24 protein-coding genes and 1 pseudogene are annotated in these 23,642 nt (G+C 71.3%); 11 read left to right on the top strand and 14 right to left on the bottom strand.

Features of this window, described 5'->3' with window-relative positions:
- Positions 1 to 2: 2 nt before the first annotated feature.
- On the bottom strand, positions 3 to 857 hold the full coding sequence (locus tag ACZ4Z1_RS30690; RefSeq protein ID WP_468489907.1) for a hypothetical protein: 855 nt from the start codon (positions 855 to 857) through the stop codon (positions 3 to 5).
- A 235-nt stretch (positions 858 to 1,092) separates the two neighbouring features.
- Positions 1,093 to 1,539, bottom strand: a complete 447-nt coding sequence (locus ACZ4Z1_RS30685) for a MerR family transcriptional regulator (protein WP_468489906.1) — start codon at positions 1,537 to 1,539, stop codon at positions 1,093 to 1,095.
- Between the two features lie 80 nt (positions 1,540 to 1,619).
- Here ACZ4Z1_RS30685 and ACZ4Z1_RS30680 point away from each other — a divergent pair, with 80 nt between their 5' ends.
- The 3 genes from ACZ4Z1_RS30680 to ACZ4Z1_RS30670 all read left to right on the top strand — a co-directional run bounded on the left by ACZ4Z1_RS30680 (position 1,620) and on the right by ACZ4Z1_RS30670 (position 3,745).
- Positions 1,620 to 2,447 (top strand): alpha/beta fold hydrolase, encoded by an 828-nt coding sequence (locus tag ACZ4Z1_RS30680; RefSeq protein WP_468489905.1) that lies wholly within the window; start codon positions 1,620 to 1,622, stop codon positions 2,445 to 2,447.
- A gap of 248 nt (positions 2,448 to 2,695) precedes the next feature.
- Positions 2,696 to 3,493, top strand: a complete 798-nt coding sequence (locus ACZ4Z1_RS30675; RefSeq protein ID WP_468489983.1) for a TetR/AcrR family transcriptional regulator — start codon at positions 2,696 to 2,698, stop codon at positions 3,491 to 3,493.
- 45 nt (positions 3,494 to 3,538) lie between these two features.
- Positions 3,539 to 3,745, top strand: a complete 207-nt coding sequence (locus tag ACZ4Z1_RS30670; protein ID WP_468489904.1) for a hypothetical protein — start codon at positions 3,539 to 3,541, stop codon at positions 3,743 to 3,745.
- 152 nt (positions 3,746 to 3,897) lie between these two features.
- On the opposite strand, the gene ACZ4Z1_RS30665 is transcribed toward ACZ4Z1_RS30670, so the two are convergent.
- The 4 genes from ACZ4Z1_RS30665 to ACZ4Z1_RS30650 all read right to left on the bottom strand — a co-directional run bounded on the left by ACZ4Z1_RS30665 (position 3,898) and on the right by ACZ4Z1_RS30650 (position 7,671).
- On the bottom strand, positions 3,898 to 4,401 hold the full coding sequence (locus ACZ4Z1_RS30665) for an FBP domain-containing protein (RefSeq protein WP_468489903.1): 504 nt from the start codon (positions 4,399 to 4,401) through the stop codon (positions 3,898 to 3,900).
- A 72-nt stretch (positions 4,402 to 4,473) separates the two neighbouring features.
- Positions 4,474 to 5,661: a S8 family serine peptidase gene (locus ACZ4Z1_RS30660; protein ID WP_468489902.1), complete on the bottom strand. Its 1,188-nt coding sequence runs from the start codon at positions 5,659 to 5,661 to the stop codon at positions 4,474 to 4,476.
- A gap of 167 nt (positions 5,662 to 5,828) precedes the next feature.
- A complete protein-coding gene (locus tag ACZ4Z1_RS30655) occupies positions 5,829 to 7,295 on the bottom strand; it encodes a WXG100 family type VII secretion target (protein WP_468489901.1) in 1,467 nt (488 codons plus the stop codon).
- A 64-nt stretch (positions 7,296 to 7,359) separates the two neighbouring features.
- The gene (locus ACZ4Z1_RS30650) at positions 7,360 to 7,671 is read right to left on the bottom strand and encodes a hypothetical protein (RefSeq protein WP_468489900.1); all 312 of its coding nucleotides are present in this window, start codon (positions 7,669 to 7,671) and stop codon (positions 7,360 to 7,362) included.
- Between the two features lie 420 nt (positions 7,672 to 8,091).
- Here ACZ4Z1_RS30650 and ACZ4Z1_RS30645 point away from each other — a divergent pair, with 420 nt between their 5' ends.
- The 4 genes from ACZ4Z1_RS30645 (at position 8,092) to ACZ4Z1_RS30630 (ending at position 11,617) form a co-directional block, all read left to right on the top strand.
- Positions 8,092 to 8,751 (top strand): hypothetical protein, encoded by a 660-nt coding sequence (locus tag ACZ4Z1_RS30645; RefSeq protein WP_468489899.1) that lies wholly within the window; start codon positions 8,092 to 8,094, stop codon positions 8,749 to 8,751.
- 209 nt (positions 8,752 to 8,960) lie between these two features.
- Entirely contained in the window at positions 8,961 to 9,218 is a 258-nt protein-coding gene (locus tag ACZ4Z1_RS30640) for a WXG100 family type VII secretion target (RefSeq protein WP_468489898.1), read from the top strand.
- A 12-nt stretch (positions 9,219 to 9,230) separates the two neighbouring features.
- Positions 9,231 to 10,463, top strand: a complete 1,233-nt coding sequence (locus tag ACZ4Z1_RS30635; RefSeq protein ID WP_468489897.1) for a putative T7SS-secreted protein — start codon at positions 9,231 to 9,233, stop codon at positions 10,461 to 10,463.
- 17 nt (positions 10,464 to 10,480) lie between these two features.
- Entirely contained in the window at positions 10,481 to 11,617 is a 1,137-nt protein-coding gene (locus tag ACZ4Z1_RS30630) for a hypothetical protein (protein WP_468489896.1), read from the top strand.
- An 85-nt stretch (positions 11,618 to 11,702) separates the two neighbouring features.
- On the opposite strand, the gene ACZ4Z1_RS30625 is transcribed toward ACZ4Z1_RS30630, so the two are convergent.
- Positions 11,703 to 11,969, bottom strand: a complete 267-nt coding sequence (locus ACZ4Z1_RS30625) for an SCO4848 family membrane protein (RefSeq protein WP_468489895.1) — start codon at positions 11,967 to 11,969, stop codon at positions 11,703 to 11,705.
- Between ACZ4Z1_RS30625 and ACZ4Z1_RS30620 the strand changes: the two genes are divergently transcribed.
- Positions 11,968 to 13,365 carry a D-alanyl-D-alanine carboxypeptidase family protein gene (locus ACZ4Z1_RS30620; RefSeq protein WP_468489894.1) on the top strand — a complete coding sequence of 466 codons (1,398 nt, stop codon included), beginning with the start codon at positions 11,968 to 11,970 and terminating at the stop codon, positions 13,363 to 13,365. The two genes, ACZ4Z1_RS30625 and ACZ4Z1_RS30620, sit on opposite strands and share 2 nt — an antisense overlap.
- A 12-nt stretch (positions 13,366 to 13,377) precedes the next feature.
- Here the strand turns inward: ACZ4Z1_RS30620 and ACZ4Z1_RS30615 are convergent, their stop codons facing one another.
- From ACZ4Z1_RS30615 to ACZ4Z1_RS30600, 4 genes and pseudogenes are all read right to left on the bottom strand, one after another.
- Positions 13,378 to 14,343: a YihY/virulence factor BrkB family protein gene (locus ACZ4Z1_RS30615; protein WP_468489893.1), complete on the bottom strand. Its 966-nt coding sequence runs from the start codon at positions 14,341 to 14,343 to the stop codon at positions 13,378 to 13,380.
- 9 nt (positions 14,344 to 14,352) lie between these two features.
- Positions 14,353 to 14,865 (bottom strand): GtrA family protein, encoded by a 513-nt coding sequence (locus tag ACZ4Z1_RS30610; RefSeq protein ID WP_468489892.1) that lies wholly within the window; start codon positions 14,863 to 14,865, stop codon positions 14,353 to 14,355.
- Positions 14,866 to 14,884: 19 nt separating this feature from the next.
- On the bottom strand, positions 14,885 to 15,868 hold the full coding sequence (locus ACZ4Z1_RS30605) for a decaprenyl-phosphate phosphoribosyltransferase (protein WP_468489891.1): 984 nt from the start codon (positions 15,866 to 15,868) through the stop codon (positions 14,885 to 14,887).
- A gap of 140 nt (positions 15,869 to 16,008) precedes the next feature.
- A pseudogene (locus ACZ4Z1_RS30600) lies at positions 16,009 to 16,479 on the bottom strand (phosphatase PAP2 family protein); the annotation flags it as partial.
- Between the two features lie 244 nt (positions 16,480 to 16,723).
- Here ACZ4Z1_RS30600 and ACZ4Z1_RS30595 point away from each other — a divergent pair.
- Both ACZ4Z1_RS30595 and ACZ4Z1_RS30590 read left to right on the top strand, forming a co-directional pair.
- Positions 16,724 to 18,127 carry an FAD-binding oxidoreductase gene (locus ACZ4Z1_RS30595; protein WP_468489890.1) on the top strand — a complete coding sequence of 468 codons (1,404 nt, stop codon included), beginning with the start codon at positions 16,724 to 16,726 and terminating at the stop codon, positions 18,125 to 18,127.
- Positions 18,128 to 18,168: 41 nt separating this feature from the next.
- Positions 18,169 to 18,924 (top strand): decaprenylphospho-beta-D-erythro-pentofuranosid-2-ulose 2-reductase, encoded by a 756-nt coding sequence (locus ACZ4Z1_RS30590; protein ID WP_468489889.1) that lies wholly within the window; start codon positions 18,169 to 18,171, stop codon positions 18,922 to 18,924.
- Between the two features lie 35 nt (positions 18,925 to 18,959).
- On the opposite strand, the gene ACZ4Z1_RS30585 is transcribed toward ACZ4Z1_RS30590, so the two are convergent.
- On the bottom strand, positions 18,960 to 19,541 hold the full coding sequence (locus ACZ4Z1_RS30585; protein ID WP_468489888.1) for a 2'-5' RNA ligase family protein: 582 nt from the start codon (positions 19,539 to 19,541) through the stop codon (positions 18,960 to 18,962).
- 151 nt (positions 19,542 to 19,692) lie between these two features.
- Entirely contained in the window at positions 19,693 to 20,700 is a 1,008-nt protein-coding gene (trpS, locus tag ACZ4Z1_RS30580; protein WP_468489982.1) for a tryptophan--tRNA ligase, read from the bottom strand.
- 202 nt (positions 20,701 to 20,902) lie between these two features.
- Between trpS and ACZ4Z1_RS30575 the strand changes: the two genes are divergently transcribed.
- Positions 20,903 to 22,324 carry a cytochrome P450 family protein gene (locus ACZ4Z1_RS30575; protein WP_468489887.1) on the top strand — a complete coding sequence of 474 codons (1,422 nt, stop codon included), beginning with the start codon at positions 20,903 to 20,905 and terminating at the stop codon, positions 22,322 to 22,324.
- On the opposite strand, the gene ACZ4Z1_RS30570 is transcribed toward ACZ4Z1_RS30575, so the two are convergent.
- The gene (locus tag ACZ4Z1_RS30570) at positions 22,288 to 23,565 is read right to left on the bottom strand and encodes a serine hydroxymethyltransferase (RefSeq protein ID WP_468489886.1); all 1,278 of its coding nucleotides are present in this window, start codon (positions 23,563 to 23,565) and stop codon (positions 22,288 to 22,290) included. The genes ACZ4Z1_RS30575 and ACZ4Z1_RS30570 overlap by 37 nt on opposite strands.
- Positions 23,566 to 23,642 lie beyond the last annotated feature (77 nt).

Here is a 23,642-nt window from a genome sequence, read left to right as displayed (position 1 = left end):
TCTCAGAACCGGGTTCCGGTCAGCGACCCGAACCCGGTCGGGAAGCCGCGAAGGGCTCCGCTCCCGTACGTACGGAGGCGGAGCCCTTCGGCGTGTTCGGACCCGGCCCGCCCCGCCTGCGTCCCCCGCGCCGGGCGGGCCGCGGGATAGACCAGGACCGGTGGCAGTTCGGTGTCGGCGAAGGTGACCGGGCCGGTGCAGAAGTACGACGGCACGAGCAGCAGGCCCCGCCCCTCCAGGCGCAGGTCCCCGTCGCGCGGATAGCTCACCTCCAGGACGGGCCGCCGCCAGCGCATGGCCGGCCCGAAGGTCCGCAGCATGGCCTCGGCGCCGTCCTGGCGCAGCGCGTGCAGCCGCAGCGTACGGTCGGCCTCGACGCGCTGCCCGATCAGCGGCCAGCCGGGGCCGAGGGCGGTGTGGTGGTACGTGCGCAGGCCGCGGGCGAGGGCGCGCAGCGCGGCCGGTTCGCCGTCGGCGAGGGAGCGCATCCAGGAGTGCGGGGCGGCGTGCTGACCGTGCCCCGGTCTGTGCGCCTGCCCGGCCAGCAGGCCGATCTCGGTGCGCAGCCGGCGCCGGGGCGTCGTCATCACCGCTTCCAGTCCCGGCTCCACGCCGGCCGCACCGGCCGCCGGTGTGAGGAAGTCGGGGAAGTAGCCGCGCGGCGGGACGAGCGGCAGCAGCATCCGCAGGGGTCCGGGTCCGTGCCGCGCGGCGTGCTGCCGCCAGGCGGCCAGGGCCGGATCGGTACGGCTCTCGCGCAGGCGGTGCAGGCTCAGGGCGGTCTCCCACAAGGGGTCGGCCCCCTCGGCGATCCGCGTACGGTTCAGGTCCTCCGCCGTGAAGTGGACACGTAACACAACGATCCCCCGATGCAGTGAGCACACCACTGTTCCCCCGAACAACGGTGCACCCGAGGATCCGACCCGCGGGCCGCATTCCGCAACCCGTACACGCCATCGAACCCCATTTTGTTCAATGAAAAATGAATGAGAGGGCACCTGTGCTGGTCACGGCGGTGCGCTGGGCGCAGTTCAGCGGGTCCCGTCAGGGCGCGGCGCGGCGGGGGACGGGGTCCGCCCCGGCGGTGCGTCGTCAAGCAGAACGCAGCGCCATCGCGGCCAACGCCCGGTCCTGGTCCCGGCGTTGCCGCATGACATGCGCGTACGTCGCCAACGCCTCGCGCTTGCGCGCCAGTTCGGCGATCTCCGCGTCCAGCTGCGCCAGCTGCCGCTCCACCACCCCGCAGGACACCTCGCAGAAGACCAGCCCGGGACCGCCCTGGGCGCAGGGCAGCAGGTCACGGATGGCGTCGGTGCCCAGACCGGTGGCAAGCAGCTCACGGATCCGCCCGACGGTCTCCAGCGCGTCGGGGCCGTAGCGGCGGTAGCCGTTCGCGTCCCGGTCCGCGCGCAGCAGCCCCTGCTGCTCGTAGTAACGCAGCGAACGGGGACTGACCCCCGTACGCCCGGCCAGCTCACCGATGCGCAAGGAACCCTCCGTCCCCGCCCGTACCCCGCGCTCCCCCGCCGACCGTGCCATCGACTGCCTCCCCTGAGTGACCGGACCCTCGAACCGGCGACTTGACCTTCACACCGGTGTCAGGCGTCAACCTGGTGCGCATGACGAAGATTCCCGCGGCCGCACCGCGCCTTCCCGCCCTGTCCACCACCGTCACCCCCGCCGATCCGGGCACCGTCCCCGCCGCCCACGGCATCCTGCTCGCCCACGGCGCGACCGGCAGCATCGACGGCAACTACGCACCGCTCATCCCCGCCCTGGCGGCCACCGGCCACACCGTCGTCGCGCCCGACTACCCCGGCTCCGGCCGCACCCCGCGCGCCGACGGCCCCCTGGAGCTCGACGCCCTCGCCGACGCCGTCGTGGCCGAGGCCGTCACGGCGGGCGTCGAAACGTTCACCCTGATCGGCTTCTCCCTCGGTACGGCGGTGTCCGTACGGGCCGCCGCACGCCACCCGGAGCGCGTACGCGGCCTCGTACTGACCGCCGGCCTCGCCAGGCCCGACCACCGGACGAACATCTGGCTCGACCTGTGGCTGCGCCTGCTGGACCGCGGCGACTACGCGGGCTTCGCCCAGGCCCGCGCACTCGGCGGCCTCTCCCCCGAAGCCCTGAACGCCCTGCCGCCCGCCGAACTGGCCGCCGTCCTGGACGACAGCCCCGACGGCCCGCCCGCCGGCTCGGCGGAGCAGACCGCGCTGGTCAAGGAGGTGGATACCACCGGCGACCTGGCCGGCATCACCGTACCGACCCTGGTCATCGCCACCACCCGGGACCAGCTCATCCACCCCTCCCACTCGCGCTACCTGGCCGAGCACATACCCGGCGCCGAGTACGCGGAGATCGAGACCGGGCACGTGCCGATGGTGGAACGGCCGGAGGAGTGGGAGGGGCTGATCGTGAAGTTCCTGGGGGAGCGGGGGCTGTAGGAAGGCGGGAGGCACAGGGGGCGGGGATGGCGCTGGGGTGGACGCGGGCACGGGTCAGGCGTGGGTCCGGACACGTGCCGCCCCCGCGGGGGTGCGCCCCGGCAGCCGAACCGGACCGCATTAGGGTCGGTGACGTGGACGAAACGGCAAGGGCGGATGCGGACGGGGCGCGGGGCGTGGCGGACGACGGGGCACGGGACGTGCCGGGCGACGGCAAGAGCGGCGACGCGGCCGAGGCCGGCGCGGACCTGAGCACGACCGGCGCCCCTGCCGACCGCGGCACCGCGACCGGCCGCGCGCCGGAGACCCCGCGCGAACGGACCTCGCACGGCTCCCGCACCCGCACCCTCATCCTCGAAACCGCCCTCCGCCTCTTCCAGGAACGTGGTTACGACAAAACCACCATGCGGGCCATCGCCCAGGAGGCCGGCGTCTCGGTCGGCAACGCGTACTACTACTTCGCCTCGAAGGAACACCTGGTCCAGGGCTTCTACGACCGCATCGCCACGGAGCACGCGGCGGCCGTCGCCGACGTCCTGGCGACCGAGCGGGACCTGGCGGGACGGCTGCGCGGCGTACTGCTCACCTGGCTCGACATCGCCGCGCCGTACCACCGGTTCGCCGCCCAGTTCTTCAAGAACGCCGCCGACCCGGACAGCCCGCTCAGCCCCTTCTCGGACGCTTCCGAAGGGCCGCGCGAGGCCGCCATCGCGCTGCACCGGCAGGTACTGGCCGGCGCGGACACCAAGGTCGACCCGGAACTGGCGGGTCGGCTGCCTCAGTTGCTGTGGCTTCAGCAGATGGGCCTGGTCCTGTACTGGGTGTACGACCGCTCGGAGAACTGCGAGCGCAGCCGCCGCCTGGTCGAGCGGACCTCCCCCCTGGTCGCCCGCGCGGTCGCCGCGTCCCGCTTCCGGGTGGTGCGCCCACTGGTCCGTGAAGTCACCGACGTACTCAGCGAGTTCGTCCTCCCGGCAGCAGCAGGCGCCGCGGCCCGCCCCACCTCCCGTACGAACTCGAGGCCCCCGCAGCCCGAACACGACTGACCCCCACCACCTCCGCCGCGACCACCACTGCCCCGGGCACTCCGGATGTCCCGGACCGCCTCCGCCATGGCGGGCGACACCCGGGTACGCGCCGGGGCGAACCTGGACGGCTGGAAGCGCTGGCTCACCGTGACCGGCGCCACCCACTTCGCCTTCACCGACGTCCCGGCCCTCACCCAGCAGGCGAACCTGCCCGCCTTTCCGGGAACGGTCCCGGCCTACGCGGCAGCGACCTCACCCCCACCTACGTGAGCGCCTTCTTCGACCAGCACCTCCGGCATCCCGCAACCCCTGCTGAACGGCCCGGCCCCCACCACCCCGGAAGTCCTCTTCCACCCCCCTGACCGCACGCCCCCGGCTCACCGGGCCGCCCCACCGGCCCGGTACCGCCCCCTGCCTTCCCCTCACTCCCCCTCGAACACCTTCTCCAAGAACGCATCAAGGTTCATCACCATCCGGGCGATACGCTCCTCCACCGGCAAGGTCTCCTCATGCCGCCCGGCAAGCTCGGACTTCTTCTTCCCGCGCACATACAGCGAGCACGCCAGATCCGCGCAGATATACGTCCCGACAGTATTCCCCTGCCGCCCCAGCGGCCCGGCCTTCCGCGCGGCGAGCAGATTCACCCCGGACCCCGGATGCCCGGTCACACACAGCGAACACACGGTCGTCTTGGTGAAACTCCGTCGCACCCCCTGCGGCACCCGCAACGTCACCCCCACGACGCCGTCCCCCCGAGGCGCCACCAGATAACTCCGCTCCGGCGCCCCGGGATCCCGCCACCCGAGAAAGTCCAGATCCCCCCACGCCATCCCGGAAAGCCCCACCGGCATATTGATCCGGCTCGCCTCCCCCTTCGAGCAATTGACGAAGGAGGCGCGTATCTCTTTTTCACCCAACGGATCCATGGTTGGGGAAACTAACAGTCGGGTGTGGGGGGTGTCGCTTGATTTTTCCGGTGGGCTCGGGGGGGGGAGGTGTCAGTGCCAGGACTGCGGACCCGAGTTGCTGCGGCGGCGTACGAGGACGATGACCATCACAACGAGCCCGATCAGCAGGAGCCCGCCCACCGCCATACCTCCGTACTGCAGCATCTTCTTCCCGCCGATCGGCGGGTTCGGGTCCTTGCCCTTCTCGACACCCGCGTACACGGGATCCTTGGACGCCTTGCCCTGCGGCATGGGCAGCGGGCCCTCGGCGGGCCCGGCGGGGATGTCACGGGTCAGCGCCGCCCAGGGCTGGATGAAGCCGTACCCGTAGTGCACGTCGGGCAGCTTGAGGTTCTTCGCCTTCACCGACTTGGCCAGGCCGGCCGTCTTGACCATGCGGTTGGCGATCTGGCCGGGGGTGAGGTCGGGGTACTTCTCGCGCAGCAGGGCTGCGGTGGCGGAGGCGTAGGCGGTGGCCGCCGAGGTGCCGTCGCCAGTGGAGTAGCCCGTGTCGCTCTGGCCATTCGGATACGGAATTTTCACGCCGGGCGCCAGGACGTCGACCGTCTTGTTGTAGTTGCCGCCGTCCCAGGCCTTGCCGAATTCGTCCACCGCACCGACACCGATGGCACCAGGGCAGGCGGCCGGGTACCGGATCTCGGACAGGCCGTCGTTGCCGACACCGGCGAGAACGACGACGCCCTTCTCGACCGCATAGTGGATGGACGCGCACATGTCGGGGGTGTTGTCGTCCCCGACGAACGACAGGTTGATCACCTTGGCGTCGTGCTCCACCGCGTAGCGGATCGCCGCAGGAAAGTTCTTGTCGGCCGTCAGCGGCAGGATCTTCGCGCCCGGCGCCAGCCCCTTGACGCCCTCACTGCCGCCCGGGCCATGGCCGTGCCCCGCGATGAGCGCCGACATGCCGGTGCCGTGGTCGCGGATGTCCGACCCCGATGGCTCGGCCCTCCCCTTGTCGATGGAGGGGTTGGGGAAGTCCTTGCCGGGCAGGAAGGCTCCGGCCAGGTCCTGATGAGTCTTACGGAACCCGGTGTCGATGACGGCGACAGTGACGCCCTTGCCAGTCGCCTGCTTCCAGATGCTCTGTACGTCGAACGCCTGGAACGGCCACAGCGCGCTCCGCGTTTGGTCCGCCGAAGCCGTACCCGTGGCGGTGAGGAGCAGCGCTCCGGTCAGCGCGGCACCGACGGCCGCGCGCAGGGTTCGGGTGACCTTCATGCTCTGATCCTCACTGCTTCCGTTCGGGCGGACAGGGCCGGGCGGTGGCCACTGGGCGGGCGCCCGGTGGAGCGAGCGTCCCGGCTTGCGGAAAGTGCCCCGCACTGCGCGCGCGGGGCACTTCTTCGTACCACTTCATACAGCCGACGCCGACGGCACGTACATCCTTACTCGATCACGCGAGGGGACACGTTGCGCTGCGGCGTCCACGTCTCCTCGTCCTCGACAAGGTAGTCGGGACGCTCCTTCTTGGTCCGCTCCTTGTCCTTGGCACGGCCGTTCGCCGCCGCGCCGCCCGGAGCGCCCATCGCCTGCGTTCCGCCACGGCTGCGGTGCAGTCCGGCACCGCCCTGCTTGGCTCCGGCCCCCGGAGCACCCGGGGCACCGACGACTCCGCCGGGCTTACGGGCCTGGGCGCCACCGCGGCCCGCTGCGCCGCCACGCCCCGCGCCGCTGCCCACGGCACCGGCGCCACCGCCCATGCCGCCAGGCGTTCCAGGCCGTCCGGCACCCGCGCCACCGGCCCGGTTGCCGCCCAGGACGCCACCACGGCCGCCAGGGACCGAACGTCCGCCCCCGCCACCGGTGCCGCCCGTCTTGCCGTACGGCAGGGGTGTGATGAAGCCACCCGTCGGCCCGCTGCTGCCCGGGCCACCGCCAGAACCGCCGGCAGGCGGGTTGACTCCGCCTCCGCCTCCGGTGATGCCGGGGCCCACCGGGGCAACGGTGCCGCCCTGGAGACCGTCCAGACCGGTGCGTACCGGCTCGTGTGACGGCTGGATGTTCACACCGCCACCGAGGCCGTTGTAGCCGCTGCCTCCGTTTGTCCCGTGCGGGGTGACGGAGGTGGGCTTGGGCCGGGTGCCACCGACGACCGGCATGGTCACAGGCGGTACCGGCGGATAGTTGCCCGGCTGGCTCGGCCAGTCGCCTCCGTGGCGGGGCGGCTCCCCGACGTTCATGACCTTCCCGACCTGCTGCCGGTAATGGAAGGCCAGCTCCTCCATGACGATGACCGCCTCGACCTGGCGCTCCTTGCTCAGGGAGAGCTTGTCGCGGTTGGCCTCCAGCGCCATCTTGGCGTCCATCTTCGGGTTCGCCATGTCCTTGTGGAACTGGGAGTCGTCACCCGAGGAGTTGAACGCGCTCTCGACCTTGCCCGGGTCCTCGATCCCGGCCATGGTCTTCTTGGCCTGACGCAGGTTGTGCGCGATACCGGACTCCGGGCCCGTGGACCGGGTGCCGATCAGCATCGACTCGACGTTGCGGGCATGCTTGTACGTCTTGTCGATCTTCTTGAGAACCTCTGCCGCCTCACGCCGGAACGCGTCGGCGGCCTTGCCCTGCCAGTGGTTCGAGGCGTGTTCGACAGCGTCCATGAATGCCTTCCGGATGCCGCCGGCGCCATCCTGGCCGGCCAGCCGGTCGGCGGACGCGCGCCAGTGGTCGCCGGCCGTCTCCATCGCCTCCGGGTTGGCGTTCTCGATCATCGCGCGGAGCGCGTCGATTCCGTGGTGGTGGAAGTCCGAGTCCGAGACCGGCACAGGATCGTAGTTCTTGAACTGCGCGAGGTTCTCTTTGCGGTGCTTCTCGTCGATCGACTTCGCATACGCCTTGTTACCCTCGGTGTCCATCGGGCCACCGGCCATGACCTTCCCCCTCGGTCGTCGTTCTCTTCGTTCTCGTGCGTCCGGAACCTCAGCCGTTCATCGACGAACGGGCGTCCTGCTCCCGGTCCTCGTACGCCCCACGGCTGCGCTCGGCCTTCTCACCGAAGTCCTTGATGAGGTCCTGGAGGGCGTCGATGACCTGCGACATGTATTGCTGCATCCTGTCGTGCGCCGCAGCGACCTTCTCGGCCTCGTTGAAGTTGGATCCGAAGGCGTTCTTAGGAACGTTCGTACCGTATTTGACCTTCTGGCCCGGTTCGTCCATGTCGCCCTGCAGGCCTTTGAGCTTGCGCACGACACTGTCCAGCTCGTGCAGATCGACCCTGTACTGCTCGCCCATCGAAGTCCTTCCCCGTTACTTCGCACCGCCGCCGCACGGGCCCGTCACGGCCGGCATCGCGAGGCGGTCCGACCTGCGCACGCAGGCAACGCAAAGAGTGTAAAAAATAGGGGCTCCAGGGGGCGAACCGCAAGATCAGAAGTCATGATTTGCCCGATTGCGCACCAAAAATCCCCGCACTTTGCAGGTGCGTCGCTGCAACTCCCGCCACCCACCCGCGGCACCCCCCACTCACCTGCATGCCATGCCCGCTTTCGGCCCTCTCGACACCTTGCCCGCGCCAACCGCTACCGGCTCCTGAAGCCCGACGAACCTCCACATTCATGCGGTTCAGGGCGCACCACCCTCGACAGCCGACCGCAATGGGAGCGGGCACAATAGCGGGCACAATTCCGTCCGCAACTCTGACGAGGTGGCACCGTGTCCAGGACCATTTTCCATATCTCGCGGGCGCAGGAATCTCGGCAGTTCGCCGCGCCGCCCGGCTACCAGCCCTGGGGCAGCCTGCTCTCCGGAAAGTTCGCCAACGGGGAAGTGCTGGCGCGTATTCACCGCTCAGACGGAGGAGTGTCCGCGGGTCCGCTGTTCCTGCTCACCTCTCCTTCCGGAACACCCCGGACGATCTGCACGATCAGCCCACCGGCCATCAGCACCGAGCAGCAGAAGGAAAAGGAATACACCGTCCACGGACCCGCCGGTGACTACGCGGGGCGCGTGGTCCACGGGCGTTCGCCGCGAGGGGTTCGCCAGGCATGGCGGATGCACACACCAGCGGGTGCTCAGGCCGTCGCCGGCTACAAGGGCGCACTGCGCGGATGGTTCGCGTATTGGGTGACCGTGCCTCTGTGGCCCCTGTTCGCCGTGGTGGGTCTGCTTCACGACGGCGGAGGCCCCTCGACCTGGAAGTGGAGCAAGCCCGAGCGCATCACTTGGCGCTCCAGGCCGCGAGGGGTGGGCGGTGCCCTCCTGAGGTACACCTCGGGCTACACGTCGTTCGCCTGGGACTCGGAGAGGCTGGATGCGTCACTCACCCACGCACAAGCGGTTCTCTACTTCGCCTCACTGACGGAATACAGCTGACATTTCAAGAGATGGCAAAAACACTGTCGCCCTTCCGTTGACGATCCGAGATAAATGTTGAATTTTCGGGCACGGCGACAGGGCCGTCAAAGGTTACGTTCATGCTTCGCCCTTGACGATGCTCGGCACGTTCAGCAGGGCCGACCAACCGACCATGAACGGGGTGCCGCGAGTTGGGGAACTCGGACTTCCGGATCGATGTGACCCGGATGAAAGACATGCTGCGCAAGCTGGACGAGTGCGACGACCGTATGCGTGGCGCCAGCAAGAAGCTCAAGAAGGTGGGTCCCAAAGGGCTGGGGACCGGCGGACTCGACGATTCCTGCGACGAGTTCCAGTCCCAGTGGGAGGACGGGATCACTCGCATCGCCGATGCCGCGAAGAAGATTCACGAACAACTGTCGTTGACACTTGAGGCCTACACGGCCACCGACGACGACAATGCCAAGGGCTTCAGCCGGAAGTGACGGGGGACCGCCGTGGAGTGGAAAAGCAAATTCATCGCCGATGATTCGGACTGGCCGGGCCTCACCTTCAATCCGGCCAAGGGCGATCTCCACACCATCCAGTCTCTCGCCACGGACGTGAAGACGGTCGGCGACGAGCTCGAGGAGTTGCACCAGCTCCTCAAGAGCGTCGGCAAGACCGACGGCGTGTGGGAGGGCGAGGCCGCCGAGAAGTTCCGTACGAAGCTCGGAGAACTGCCGAAATACCTGCAGCAGGGCACGGAGTCCATGCACGACTGCGCGAAGGCCCTGCGCACGTGGCACTCCCAGCTCGGCCCGATGCAGCAGCGCGCCAAGGGCCTTGAGGCCGACGCGCTCGAAGCGCGCAAGCACGCCGAGGAGAAGCGGAACAGCTACAACGGCCTCATCGACAAGTACGACGGGCTGGCCGGCGTACAGATGGAGCAGTCCGAAGTCGACCGCATCAACAACGAGCTGGACACCGCGAAAGCCGCGGACGAAAAAGCCCGGCACGCGTTGGAAGACATCATGAAGAAGGCGGAGGATCTGCGTTCCCAGTGGGACGACCGTGCGGGAGAGGCCGAGCGGGCGATCCTCAAGGCATCGGAGAACCACCCGCCGGACCTGCACTGGTGGGATCGCGCCCTCGACGGCATGAAGAAGGCGTGGCGCGGTTTCAAGGACTGGCTGGCCGAACACGCCGACCTGCTGTCCAACATCAGCGCCGTGCTGTCGATTCTCTCCCTGGCCACGATGGCCATCCCGCCGGTCGGCGCCATCCTCGGCGGTCTGGCCATCGGGACCAGTGCCCTTGCTCTGGCCGGTTACGGCATCAAAGCCTCCCGAGGAGGCAAGGTCGGGGTCATGGACTGGGTCGGCGCCGGCCTAGGGGTTGTGCCGGGGTGGGGCGCCGTCAAGGGCCTCAAGGCCGCGGGCAAGCTGGGCAAGGGAGGGAAAATCGTGGCCGAAGGCGGGAAGGTCGCAAACACCTTCAAGAACGCTCGGAACCTGACCCGGTCGGAGAACGCCGCACGAGGCATGGCCGACGGCATCATGCACAAGGGGATCCAGAAGGCAGCGAAGGTCTTTCAGAGGGAAGGCGCCGCGCCCCTCGACGTGGCCCACTGGGGTGCCCGCGGTACGCAGATGGGAGTCAAGGGCGTCGGCCTCGGTCATCGCATCGAATCGAACTGGCCTGAGGACAAGCCGCTGGGCAAGGCGTTTTTGAGCGCGGCGGGAGCCTGACACCGGTGAGTACGTATATGGCCGAGGCGACCGGCACGATGGAACCCGAGTTCCCGGTCACCTTCCGTGTCCCGCCCGCGTTCCACGAACTCCCGCTGATCGACGATGTCGACATACTCGTGGAAGAGCTGCGCCTCCTCGCGGTCGAGATCTATCCGGACGGCGGCAACGACCTGTGGTTCGCCTATGTCGCCATGCAGCTCCAGGCGGTCGAGGACATGCTGGCGGCCGGTGTGGGCTATGCCGGTTTCTGTCTCCTGGACATCGAGGGGCAGCGGAGCACCGCCACGGTCACCGCCTCCCTGATCGACGGCGGGCCGCAGGCGAACGCGGTGAACTGCAAGGAGCTCGCCGCCCAGCTCGCGGAGGAGTCGCCGAAGAGCGAGGTGGAAGTGGTCACGCTGGCCGCCGGTGATGCGGCCGTGCGGATCACTCCGGAGGCTGTGGAGCTACCGGCGGACATCACGGACACCGGACGCCCGCAAACCCTGACGATCGGGAAGATCGCGGTCTTCTTCCCGGTTCCCGGACAGCGGCAGGTCTCCCTGTTCGAGCTCAGTACGCCTTGCATGGACGACTGGAACCTGTATTCCGAGTTGTTCTTCAACATCGTGAATACGATCGAGGTGACTGGTGCGCCGGGCGGCGGGCCCGCGGTCGGTGCGGTTCACGGCGGCCACGTACAACCTGCTGTCGCACCGGAGAAGGCCGCTCCTGAGCCTCCCGCCCCGGAACTCACGAAAAAGCTGTACTGGCACTCCAGCAGGCTTCTCGACGCCCTCGCCCTGCGGGGGCGCATGGAGCAGAACGCCCAGCCGTTCACCATCACGTGCGGTGCCTGCACGGTGAAGGGGTTGCATTCTCCGTGCTCGGCGCAGCATGACTGGCGTATCGAAGAGCTCGACCCCGCTTCGCTGCCGGCGGCTCTTCGGCGATTGGGTGCGTACCTGAGCGACGGCGGCTGGTCCGTGGAGGCACTGGATGAGGAGGGGCCCCGGCCCCTCCGGGCCACAGCCGGTGCCGAAGCCTCCGCGGAGGTCACGGGCTATTCGGTCTCCGTGACGGAGGACGTCGCCCAGCGGCGGCTGGAGGTTCGGCTCGCCTCGCCGTGCGTCCGCAGTGCGCCGGCGCCCGAAGGCTCGACATTCGGCTGAGTCGGCCGTGCATACCGGCGGCCTCGCCTGAGCAGTGTGAGATGGCGCACTGGCAACGGGGCGCCGGAGTGCACGACAGCCACCCTCAAGCGCCCGTGTCGGTGAGCTCAGTAGATGACTTGGTGAGGGTGCGGAGGCTTCGGAACCCGATCACTCCGATTGCCGTCCCCAAGAGAAAGGACGTCACCGCGAGCGCGAGGTGGACCCAGAAGTAGGCGGTGGGGTCACCCGCGTCGTCGAAGGCGAGGCCGCTCCCGTCCTTCCAGAGGTTTTTGGCGAAAGTGATCCAGATGAACCAGCTCCATACCCCGAACGCGAGCAGGAACCAGGAGACGGGGCGCGAGAGCTTCATGGAATCCAGTATGGGCAGCGGCTCCATCCGGCGGTCGGCCGGGGCACTCTTCCGTGGGGTGGTGTCCGGGGCGTCCGCGCCGACGGGTACGTTCACCGACGTGCCGACCCTTTCTGCCGTTCATCCGATCACCGCGGCGCCCGTACGGCGCCGTGCGCTCACCCGTACGGGCGCCGCCCTGGCCGGCACCGCCGTACTGCTGCCGCCGCTGCTGCTCGCCGCGCCGGCGTATGCCGACGAGAAGGACGGCAAGGGCGGGCAGCACGCGCCGAAGGCGCCGGTGCCGCCCGCCGAGATGTCGAAGGTCGGGGGCGGGCGGCTGGGTCAGGCCGGTACGCAGGTGCAGCTCAAGCCGGGGGCGCCCAAGCTGCCGGCGGACATCACGGCGCGTTCCTGGATCGTCTCGGACGCCGAGAGCGGCAAGGTGCTGGCCGCGCACAACGCGCACTGGCAGCTGCCGCCGGCCAGCACGCTGAAGATGCTGTTCGCCGACACGGTGCTGCCGAAGTTCCCCAAGAACCAGAAGTACACGGTCAAGGCGGCCGACCTGGCGGGCATGGGTGCCGGCAGCAGCCTGGTGGGGATAAAGGAGAATCTGAGTTACACGGTCCATGATTTGTGGCTCGGAGTGTTCCTGCGGTCCGGCAACGACGCGGTGCACACGCTGTCCGCGATGAACGGCGGTACGGCCAAGACCGTGCAGGAGATGCAGAAGCAGGCGGAGGCGCTGAACGCGACGGACACCCACGTCGTGACGCCGGACGGTTATGACGCTCCGGGGCAGGTCTCCAGCGCGTACGACCTGAGCCTGTTCGCGCGCGCGGGGCTGCAGAACGCGGACTTCCGGGAGTACTGCTCCACGGTGAGCGCGCAGTTCCCGGGCGAGGTCAAGGACGGCAAGCGCGGCACGTTCGGCATCCAGAACACCAACCGGCTGCTCAGCGGCGATTACGACGTCAAGCCGTACCCGGGCATCGCGGGCGTGAAGAACGGGTCCACCACCAACGCCGGCTCGACCTTCACCGGGGTCGCCCAGCGCGGCGAGCGCAAGCTGCTCGTCACGGTCATGAACCCGGAGAAGAAGGAACACAACGAGGCGTACAAGGAGACGGCCAAGCTCTTCGACTGGGGTTTCGCGGCGGCGGACAAGGTCGAGCCGGTGGGCAGGCTGGTCGGCCCCAAGAGCGAGGAGGGCGACGCCCGGACCGGCGGCGCCAAGCTGGACGGCGACAAGGCGAAGGCCGGTCCGGAGGACTCGGCCGGCGGGTCCGGAGGTGTCTGGACCGCTCTGGCGATCACCGGCGGGGCGCTGGTGGTCCTGGGCGCGCTGGCCTTCGCGGTGCACCGCCGCTGGCCGCTCCCGGAGCTGATGCGGCGAGGTGGGGGCCGGCACTGATCCGGCGAGGGGTCAGCGGGTCACGGGCGGGGGTTGCGGGTCGGTGCCTGGCCGGGAGGCCGGTTGTCCGGGGGCCGCGCCGTCCTCCGCTCCCTCCTCGCAGTCCAGTGACTTGCGGGACGACTCCGGACCGCAGCGCTCCGCCGCTGTCCACGCCGCGCAGAAGACCACCAGTTTGGCCGTGAAGTTGATCCACAGGAGCAGGGCGATCGGGGTGCCGAAGGCGCCGTACATGCTCTTGGCGGCGACGCCCTGGAGGTAGCCGCTGAGGAGGAGTTTGAGGAGTTCGAAGCCGATGGCGCCGATGAAGCCGGCGATGACGACGGCGCGGCGGGGCGGGTGGACGCCGGGGAGCCTGGTCAGGACGTAGGCGAACAGCAGGAAGTCGGCGAGTACGGCGATGCAGAAGCCGGCGGCGGAGAGCAGGACGCTGCCGACGCCGCCTTCCGCGAGGCCGAGGGCCTTCGCCGCCTTGCCGACCGCGGAGCTGGCGAAGCCGGAGCAGGCCAGGGAGGCCAGGGCGGTGCCGCCGAGGCCGAGGAGCAGGGCACCGTCCTTGAGTTTGGCGACGAAGACGTTGGTGTCCTCGTCGTCCTTCTCCCAGACGGCGCGCAGGCAGTCGCGCAGGGACTCGACCCAGCCGACGCCGGTGAAGAGCAGGGCTACGGCGGCGATGAGGCCGACGGTGGCGGCGTTGTCGACGAGTGCGCCGAGGTCGAGCTGGCCGGAGATGCCGGGGATCTGTTCGGCGATCTTCGTTTGCAGGTCGTGCAGCTGCCGCTCGTCGAGCAGGGCGGCGCCGAGCGCGGCGGCCACCGTCAGCAGCGGGAAGATCGCCACGAAGCTGGTGAAGGTGATCGCGGCGGCCAGCCGGGTCCAGTGGACGCGTTGCATGCGTGTGTACGCCCGCCAGAGGTGCGTGGTCATCAGCCAGGACACGGCCGGGCCGATGACCGGGAGCTTGCTCAACCATTCCATGGGCCCCGCCTACCCTTCGTCAGTCTTCGACACCATCTGTACAGGTATGTCGCCCGCGTGGCGGAAGACTAGCGTCCGCGTACCCCAGAAACGCAGGCATGTCGCCAGCGCCATGCCGACGCCCGCGCCCGAGACGGTGTCGGCCGTCGCGGAGGTCAGGCCGAGGACGTGGTGCGAGACGCCGAGGCAGGCGAGCTGTACGAGGGCGCCGGCGAGGTTGACGGCGAGGAAGACGGCGTAGCGACGGATGCGTACGGGGGCGGGGGTGCGGGCGGGAGTGGAAGTGCGGGCGCGGTACGTGCCGACGGCGTTCCCGGCGTACGCGACGGTGCAGCCCGCCAGGAAGGACAGGGACTTGGCGGCGTACGGGTCCAGGCCGGCCGGGCCGCGCAGCCAGACGAACAGCGCCAGGTCGGCCGCGTACGCGAAGCCGCCGGCGACGGCGAAGCCGAGGAGTTCGGGGGCGAGGGTCCGGAGGCGGTCGGGGGTGAGGGCGCGGAGGCGGTCGGTGATCCGGGGCATCGGGGCGCCGTCCGCCGGTTCACACGTCCGCTACGGCCATCGCGTACAGCCCGGTCCAGGCCACCCCGATGACGGCCAGCGGGCGGTCCCGCAGGACGACGTCCTCGGGGGCGCCGGCCGTGCCCCGGTCGGCGAAGACCGCGTAGCGCAGTACGGCGAGAATGAACGGGATCATGGAGAGCTGGCGCCACGGCAGGACGCCGGCGGAGGTGCCGCCGCTCTCCAGGGCCCACAGGCAGTACGCGAGGACGGCGCCGCCCGCCGCGAGCTGCCACACGAAGCGCAGGTAGCCGTCGCTGTACTCGCGCAGCAGGGGCCGGGTCGCGCCCTTGTCCGCCCGCTCCTCGCGCGTCGCCCGGAGCGCTTCGGAGTAGCGCTTGGCGGCGACCATGAACAGCGCGCCGAAGCCCGCGGTGATCAGGAACCAGCGGGACAGCGGGATGCCGAGCGCGGGGCCGCCGGTCATGGCGCGCATCAGGAAGCCGGTGGTGACCACGGCGAGGTCGACGACCAGGACGTTCTTCAGGCTGACGCAGTAGGCGAGCTGCATGAGGAGGTAGGCGGTGAGCAGGGCGGCGGTGGCCGGGTTGCACAGCGCGGCGGCGGTGACCGGCGTGAGGACGGCGAGCAGGCCGCCGGCCGCGTAGGCGACGGGTACGGGGACCTCGCCCGCGGCGACCGGGCGGCGGCACTTGTCGGGGTGGGCGCGGTCGGCCGCCGCGTCCCGGGCGTCGTTGACGAGGTAGACGGCGGATGCGGCGGCGGTGAAGAGGAGGAAGAGGAGAGGGAGTTGGAGGAGGACGCGGTGGAGGAAGAGGTCGCCGGCGGCGGCCGGGGCAGCGGCCACGAGGATGTTCTTGGCCCACTGGCGCGGGCGGGCGGTGCGCAGCAGGCCCAGGGGCAGGCTGAGCGCGCGGGCCCGCAGGCCGGGGGGCGCGGCGGGAACCGCTCCGGGGCCGGGTCCGGGCGGTGGATCCTCCAGGACGGCGGTGTGTTCGGTCACGGCCGTCCCCCGCGCGCGGCGTGGTCGTGTCCGCTGCGGCCGCGCGCACCGGAAGCGTGTCTGCTGCGACCGCGCCCACCAGGAACGCGTCCACCAGGACGGCCCCCGCTCCGACCGCGCCCTTCAGGAGCGCACCCGCCTCCCGCGTACGCCGTGAGCGCGCCCAGTGCCGCGCCCGCGGCCACGTCCGACGGGTAGTGCACGCCCGCCACCAGCCGGGACAGACACACCGCCGCCGCCAGGACGGCCAGCGAGGCGCCCACCGGCCGCAGCGCGCCCAGCGCCACGGCGGCGGCGGTGGCGGAGGCGGCGTGGGCGCTGGGGAAGGAGTGGGGACTCGCGGTCCGTACGAGGGGGGCGTGGCCGGGCAGCAGGGGGCGCGGGCGGCGTACGAGGCGCTTGAGGCCGGCGCTCATCAGGTGGGCGCCGCAGCTCAGGGCCGTACCACGGAGCCAGGCGGGGCGCCGGGGCCGGTCGGCCGCGGCGCCCGCCAGCCCGGCGGCGAGCCAGAGCGCTCCGTGCTCGCCGCCGCGCGAGAGGGCGCGGGCCGCGGCGGCCACCCGCGGGTCGGTTCCGCGGGTGCGCAGCGCCACGAGCAGGCGGTGATCCATCTCTTCGGGGGACAGCGGGGTCACCTCGATCCGGTTCGTGCCGGCCCACCGGGCGGACCGCCCGCTTCGTGCGGTCCGCCCGGCGCCTATCCCTCAAGCCCTTGGGGGCTCCGCGAACGACTCTCGGGGGCCCCGCGCGCCGTGTCGCCCTGATTAGCCCATCCACCCCATTAATCACTCTTTTCGTGCGGGGAACGGCCCGGGAGCCCCCTGTCCGGTCATCCGCCGCATTACGGTCGCTGGCATGTCGTCGCCCCCCGGCCCGGCCGGCTCCCGTACCGCCCCCGTCACCGGCAGCACCGGCTTCCGTACCGCCTCCGTCACCGGCTGGGGCCGCACCGCGCCCACCACCGCGCGGCTGGTCCGCCCGGGCTCGTACGACGAGGCCGTGGCGGCGGTAGGGGAGTGCGGGGCGCGCGGCGGCATCGCGCGGGGGCTCGGGCGCGCCTACGGGGACGCGGCGCAGAACGCGGGCGGTGTCATCTGGGACATGACCGGTCTGGACCGGATCCGCCGCATCGACGCCGAGGCGGGCGTCGTGGAGTGCGAGGCGGGGGTCAGCCTGCACCGGCTGATGGAGGTGCTGCTGCCGCTGGGCTGGTTCGTGCCGGTCACGCCGGGCACGCGGTACGTGACGGTCGGCGGTGCGGTCGGCGCGGACATCCACGGCAAGAACCACCATGTCGCGGGCTCCTTCACCCGGCACGTACGGTCCTTCGAACTCCTCACGGCGGACGGTGCGGTGCGGACGGTCCGGCCGGGCGGCGACCTCTTCGACGCGACCGCCGGCGGTATGGGGCTGACCGGGGTGATCCTGGCCGCGACGGTCGGCCTCCTGCCCGTACGGACGTCGCTGATGACGGTGGACACCGAACGCGCGGCGGACCTGGACGACCTGCTGGCGCGGCTGTCCGCCAGCGACCACCGTTACCGTTATTCCGTCGCCTGGATCGACCTGCTCGCGCGCGGCGCGGCGACCGGACGGGCGGTGCTGAGCCGCGGTGACCACGCCCCGCCGGACGCCCTGCCGGCCCGCGCCCGCCGCGCGCCGCTCGCCTTCCGGCCCGGGCGGCTGCCGCCCGCTCCCCGGGGCCTGCCGGACGGGCTGCTCGGGCGCCGTTCCGTGGGCCTGTTCAACGCGCTGTGGTACCGCAAGGCGCCCCGGCGCCGTACCGGTGAGCTCCAGCGGATCTCCGCGTTCTTCCATCCGCTGGACGGGGTGCCGCACTGGAACCGCGTCTACGGGCGCGGCGGTTTCGTGCAGTACCAGTTCGTGGTCGGGAACGGGGCCGAGGAGACGCTGCGGCGGGTCGTGGAGCGGGTCGCGGCACGCGGCTGCCCGTCGTTCCTGGCCGTGCTCAAACGGTTCGGCGCGGGCGGGCCGGGCTGGCTGTCCTTCCCCTTCGAGGGCTGGACGCTGGCCCTGGACATCCCGGCCGGGCTGCCCGGCCTCGGCGCCTTCCTCGACGGGCTGGACGAGGCGGTGGCGGCGGCGGGCGGCCGGGTCTACCTGGCCAAGGACGCCCGGCTGCGGCCCGAGCTGGTCGATGTCATGTATCCCCGCGCGGACACGTTCCGCGACCTGCGCGCCCGCATCGACCCGCGCGGGATCTTCACCTCGGACCTCTCGCGGCGCCTCGCCCTGTGACCCGGACAGGCGTCTCGCCCCACTCCCCCAAGGACTCCCCTATGAAGGACGCCTTCGGCTCCCCCCAGTCCCTGCTGGTCCTCGGCGGCACTTCCGAGATCGCCCTTGCCACCGCCCGCCGCCTGGTCGCCCGCCGGGCCCGCGCGGTCTGGCTGGCGGGCCGCCCGTCCCCCGCGCTGGAGGAGGCGGCCGGGCGGCTGCGGTCGCTGGGCGCCGAGGTGCGTACGGTCCCGTTCGACGCGCTGGACACCGGCGGCCACGAGGAAGCCCTCGGCAAGGTCTTCGCCGAGGGTGACATCGACATGGTGCTGCTGGCCTTCGGGGTGCTGGGCGGCCAGGAGCGCGCGGAGGCCGAGCCGGCCGCCGCGGTGCGGGTCGCGCAGACCAACTACACCGGCGCCGTCTCGGCGGGTCTGGTCTGTGCCCGGTCGCTGCGGGTCCAGGGGCACGGTTCGCTGGTCGTGCTGTCCTCGGTGGCGGGTGAGCGGGCGCGGCGCTCGAACTTCGTGTACGGCTCCAGCAAGGCCGGGCTGGACGCGTTCGCGCAGGGCCTGGGGGACGCGCTGTACGGGACGGGGGTGCATGTGATGGTGGTGCGGCCCGGTTTCGTACGGACCCGGATGACGGCGGGCCTGGAGCCCGCGCCGCTGGCCACGACGCCGGAGGCGGTCGCCGTGGCGATCGAGACGGGGCTGCGGCGGCGGAGCGAGGTGGTGTGGGTGCCGGGGGCGCTGCGGCCGGTGATGGCCGTACTGCGGCATATGCCAAGGGCAGTTTTCCGACGGCTGCCGGTCTGAGGGGCGCCGTTCCCGTACGGAGCCCCTTCAGCGACCTACCGGGTCGGCGTCGGCGGCCGGGACAGGTCCGCCTGGCGCGGCACACCGGAGGCGGGGGCGCCGAACGGGTACTCGCGCTCCAGCCGCCACACACCGTCCCCGCCCTGCTCGTACAGCGCGAACCCGCCGATCGTCCAGGCGGCCTCGAAGTCCTTCAGCGCCACGAACGCCCGGTCCATGGCCTCTTCGGAGATGCCGTGCGCGACGGTCACGTGCGGGTGGTAGGGGAACTGCAGCTCGCGGGCGCAGGGCCCGGACGCGGCGCGTACCCGCTCCTGGAGCGCGGTGCACTCCGCCTCGCCCTCGGCCAGCTTGACGAAAACCACCGGGGACAACGGCCGGAAGGTGTCCGTGCCCTCCAGGCGGAGCCGGAAGGGGCCGAAGCCCGCGGCGACCTCGGCGAGGTGCTCCTCGATGACGGGCAGGTCCTCCGCGCGGGCCTCCGTGGGCGGCAGGAGGGTGATGTGCGTGGGGATGCCGTGTGCGTGAGGGTCGCCGAAGCTCGCGCGCTGCTCCTGGAGGAAGCTGCCGTACGGCTCCGGGACCGCGATCGAAACGCCGAGCGTTACGGTCCCCACTGCGTTCTCCCTCCTGAAGCTGTCGTCGGCCCCGGATGCCAGTGTGCCGGGTGGGCCGTCCCCGCGGCGACCGTCCTTGGTCCCGCCGTGCCCGGGTCCGACGGCCCTGGACGGCGGCGGGCCGGGGCGCGTGGGGCCCCGGCCCGGCCGGTCAGTGCTTGGCGGGCAGGAACCCGATCCGCTCGTACGCCGAGGCCAGCGTCTCGGCGGCGACCGCGCGGGCCTTCTCGGCACCCTTGGCCAGGATCGAGTCCAGCGTCTCGGGGTCGTCGAGATATTCCTGCGTACGGTCCCGGAAGGGTGTGACGAAGTCGACCATGATCTCCGCGAGGTCGGTCTTGAGGGCGCCGTACATCTTGCCCTCGTACTTCTTCTCCAGGTCGGGGATGGTCTCCCCGGTCAGCGTCGAGTAGATCGTCAGCAGGTTGGAGACGCCCGGCTTGGCCTCGGCGTCGTAGCGGATCACCGTGTCGGTGTCCGTGACCGCGCTCTTGATCTTCTTGGCGGAGGACTTGGGCTCGTCCAGCAGGTTGATGATCCCCTTGACCGACGAGGCCGACTTGCTCATCTTGACCGCCGGGTCCTGGAGGTCGTAGACCTTGCCGGTCTCCTTGAGGATGTACGGCGCCGGGACGGTGAAGGTGTCGCCGTAGCGGCCGTTGAAGCGCTCGGCGAGGTCGCGGGTCAGCTCGATGTGCTGGCGCTGGTCCTCGCCCACCGGGACCTGGTGGGCCTGGTAGAGCAGGATGTCGGCGATCTGCAGGATCGGGTACGTGAACAGGCCGACGCTGGTGCGGTCGGCGCCCTGCTTGGCGGACTTGTCCTTGAACTGCGTCATCCGGCTGGCCTCGCCGAAGCCGGTCAGGCAGTTCATGACCCAGGCGAGCTGGGCGTGCTCGGGGACGTGGCTCTGGACGAAGAGGGTGCACCGCTCCGGGTCGAGGCCGGCGGCCAGCAGCTGGGCGGCGGCCAGCCGGGTGTTCGCGCGGAGCGCCACCGGGTCCTGCGGCACGGTGATCGCGTGCAGGTCGACCACCATGTAGAAGGCGTCGTGGGACTCCTGCAGGGCCACCCACTGGCGGACGGCACCGAGGTAGTTGCCCAGGTGGAAAGAGCCGGCGGTGGGCTGGATACCGGAGAGTACACGAGGGTGCTGCATGGCGGAGCCATTCCCCTTGGGGCGGTGGTGGGCGGCGGGCGGGCGGTCGAGAGCCATGGCGCACATTCTCTCAGGTCCAGGGAGGCGGCCGGTGCGCGACCGGGCAGCGGCGGGGGCACGGGGGGTGACGGGCCGGGCGCACGAAGGTGCCGCGAGCGTACGCACCCTGGTCCCGCCGGGCCGGGGCTGGAACGGTGGGGCCATGACCGAAGCCGACGCCTCCTCGTCCGGTGCGGCGGCCGGCGGGGACGGGCCCTCCGGTACGGCACCCGGGCCGGGCCCGGACCCGCCGCCGCCGCGCCCTCCGTGCCCCCTCGACCTCACCGGAGCCGGTCAGCACCAGGCCGGTGAGCGGCTGCGGGCCCGCGGTGCCGCCGCGCCGGTACTGCTGCCCGGCGGGGTCCTCGGTTACGCGGTCGCCCGCCACCACGCCCTGCGTGACTTCCTCACCCACCCGGAAGTGGCCAAGGACGCCTGTCACTTCGCCGCGCTGCGGGACGGCCGCATCCCGCCCGGCTGGCCGCTCGCCACCTTCGCGACGGTGGCCGGGATGACCACGGCCGACGGCGCGGACCACCGGCGGCTGCGGGAGCCGGTCGTCAGGGCGCTCACGCCCCGGCGGGTGGCGGCGCTGCGTCCGCGCGTGGAGCGGCTGACGGCGGACCTGCTCGGCACACTGCCCGCGCTCGCCGCCGGGGGCGGCGGGACAGTCGATCTCCGGCGCGCCTTCGCCTACCCGCTGCCCATGCGGGTGATCTGTGAACTCCTCGGCGTGGACGAGGAGTTCCGGGACCGGCTGCACGAGCTGTCCGGCCGGGTCGTGAGCACCGTCATCGGCCCGGAGGCGGCGCTGGCGGCCAACCGGGAGCTGATCGCGGTCCTCGGGCAGGTGGTGGCGGCCCGCCGCGCGGCCCCGGGCGGCGATCTGACCAGCGCGCTGATCGCGGCGCGGGCGCAGGGGGACGGCCGGCTGAGCGAACGGGAGCTGGTCGGCACCCTGTTGCTGATGATCGTCGCCGGGCACGAGACCACGCTCAACCTGATCACCAACGCGGTACGGGCCCTGTGCGCGCACCGCGCTCAGCTGGACCTGGTCCGCGCCGGGCGGGCGGACTGGGCGGGCGTGGTCGAGGAGACGCTGCGCCACGACAGCCCGGTGGCCAATTTCCCGTTCCGCTATCCGGTCCGGGACCTGGACGTCGGCGGCACGGTCGTCCCCCGGGGGACGCCGGTGCTCGCCTCGTACGCGGCGGCCGGGCGCGACCCGGAGGCGTACGGGCCGGACGCGGACCGCTTCGACGTGACACGGCGGCCCGCCGCCCGGCACCTGTCCTTCGGGCACGGGCCGCACGTCTGCCCGGGTGCGCCGCTGGCCCGCCTGGAGGCGGGCATCGCGCTGCGGGCGCTGTTCGGCCGCTTCCCCGACCTGGCCCTGGCCGTACCGGAGGCGGACCTGCGGCCGCTGCCCACGTTCGTGGGCAACAGCGTCGCGGAGCTTCCGGTACGGCTGGGCCGGGACCTGGGGGCGGCGGACCGGGACGGGCCGGCCGGGCTCGCCCGACCGGCCGCCCCGCCCCGAGCGACCGGTCAGGACGGGTCGGAGACCAGCCCCGGCGCCGGGTAGGCGCTCATCAGCTCGGCCACCTCGGCGCGGATCGTGGTGAGCGCGTCCTCGTCGCCCGCGCCCGCGGCCTCGACGCCCCGGGTGATCCAGTCCGCGATCTGCGGCATGTGCCCGGTGCCCAGGCCGCGCGAGGTCAGTGACGGGGTGCCGATGCGGATGCCGGACGGGTCGAACGGCTTGCGGGGGTCGAACGGGACGGTGTTGTAGTTGACGACGATCCCGGCCCGGTCCAGCGCCTTGGCGGCGATCTTGCCGGGGACCTCCTTGGGGGTGAGGTCCATCAGGATCAGGTGGTTGTCCGTGCCGCCGGAGACCAGGTCGAAGCCGCGGGCCAGCAGTTGTTCGGCGAGGGCCTGGGCGTTGGCGACGACGGCGTGCGCGTAGTCGCGGAAGGACGGCTGCGCGGCCTCGTGGAGGGCGACCGCGACGGCGGCGGTGGTGTGGTTGTGCGGGCCGCCCTGGAGGCCGGGGAAGACGGCCTTGTCGAGGGGCTTGGCGTACTGCTCGCGGGACATCAGCATGGCGCCGCGCGGGCCGCGCAGCGTCTTGTGGGTGGTGGTGGAGATGACGTCGGCGTGCGGTACCGGTGAGGGGTGGGCGCCGCCCGCGACCAGCCCGGCGATGTGCGCGATGTCGGCGACCAGGACGGCGTCCACCTCGCGGGCGATCTCGGCGAAGGCGGCGAAGTCGATGGTGCGCGGCACGGCCGTACCGCCGCAGAAGATCAGCTTGGGGCGCTCCTTGAGGGCGAGGTCGCGCACCTCGTCGAAGTCGATACGGGCGGTGTCGGCCCGTACGCCGTACTGGACGCCGCGGAACCACTTGCCGGTGGCGGAGACGCCCCAGCCGTGCGTGAGGTGGCCGCCCATCGGCAGCGACATGCCCATCACCGTGTCTCCGGGCTCGGCGAAGGCGAGGTAGACGGCGAGGTTGGCGGGCGAGCCGGAGTACGGCTGGACGTTGGCGTGCTCGACGCCGAAGACGGCTTTGGCACGCTCGATGGCCAGCCGCTCGACACGGTCGATGTTCTGCTGGCCTTCGTAGTAGCGACGGCCGGCGTATCCCTCGCTGTACTTGTTCTGCAGGACGGTGCCGGTGGCTTCGAGCACCGCGTCCGAGACGTAGTTCTCGGAGGGGATCAGGCGCAACGTCTCGGCCTGGAGGGTTTCCTCGGCACCGACCAGGGCGGCCAGTTCGGGGTCGGTGGCGAGGAGGGCGGGGTGGGACGGGGGATGGCTCATGCTCGGGTCCTCCGGGGCGATCGGTTCGTGTGCGGTTCCGGTCGTGCTCCCCGGGTGCCCAGGCGGTCGGCACCTCG

The sequence above is a fragment of the Streptomyces sp. NPDC030165 genome (genome assembly GCF_055573595.1).
The sequence above is the reverse complement of the archived record's forward strand: the minus strand, read 5'-3'. Positions and strand labels throughout refer to the sequence as shown.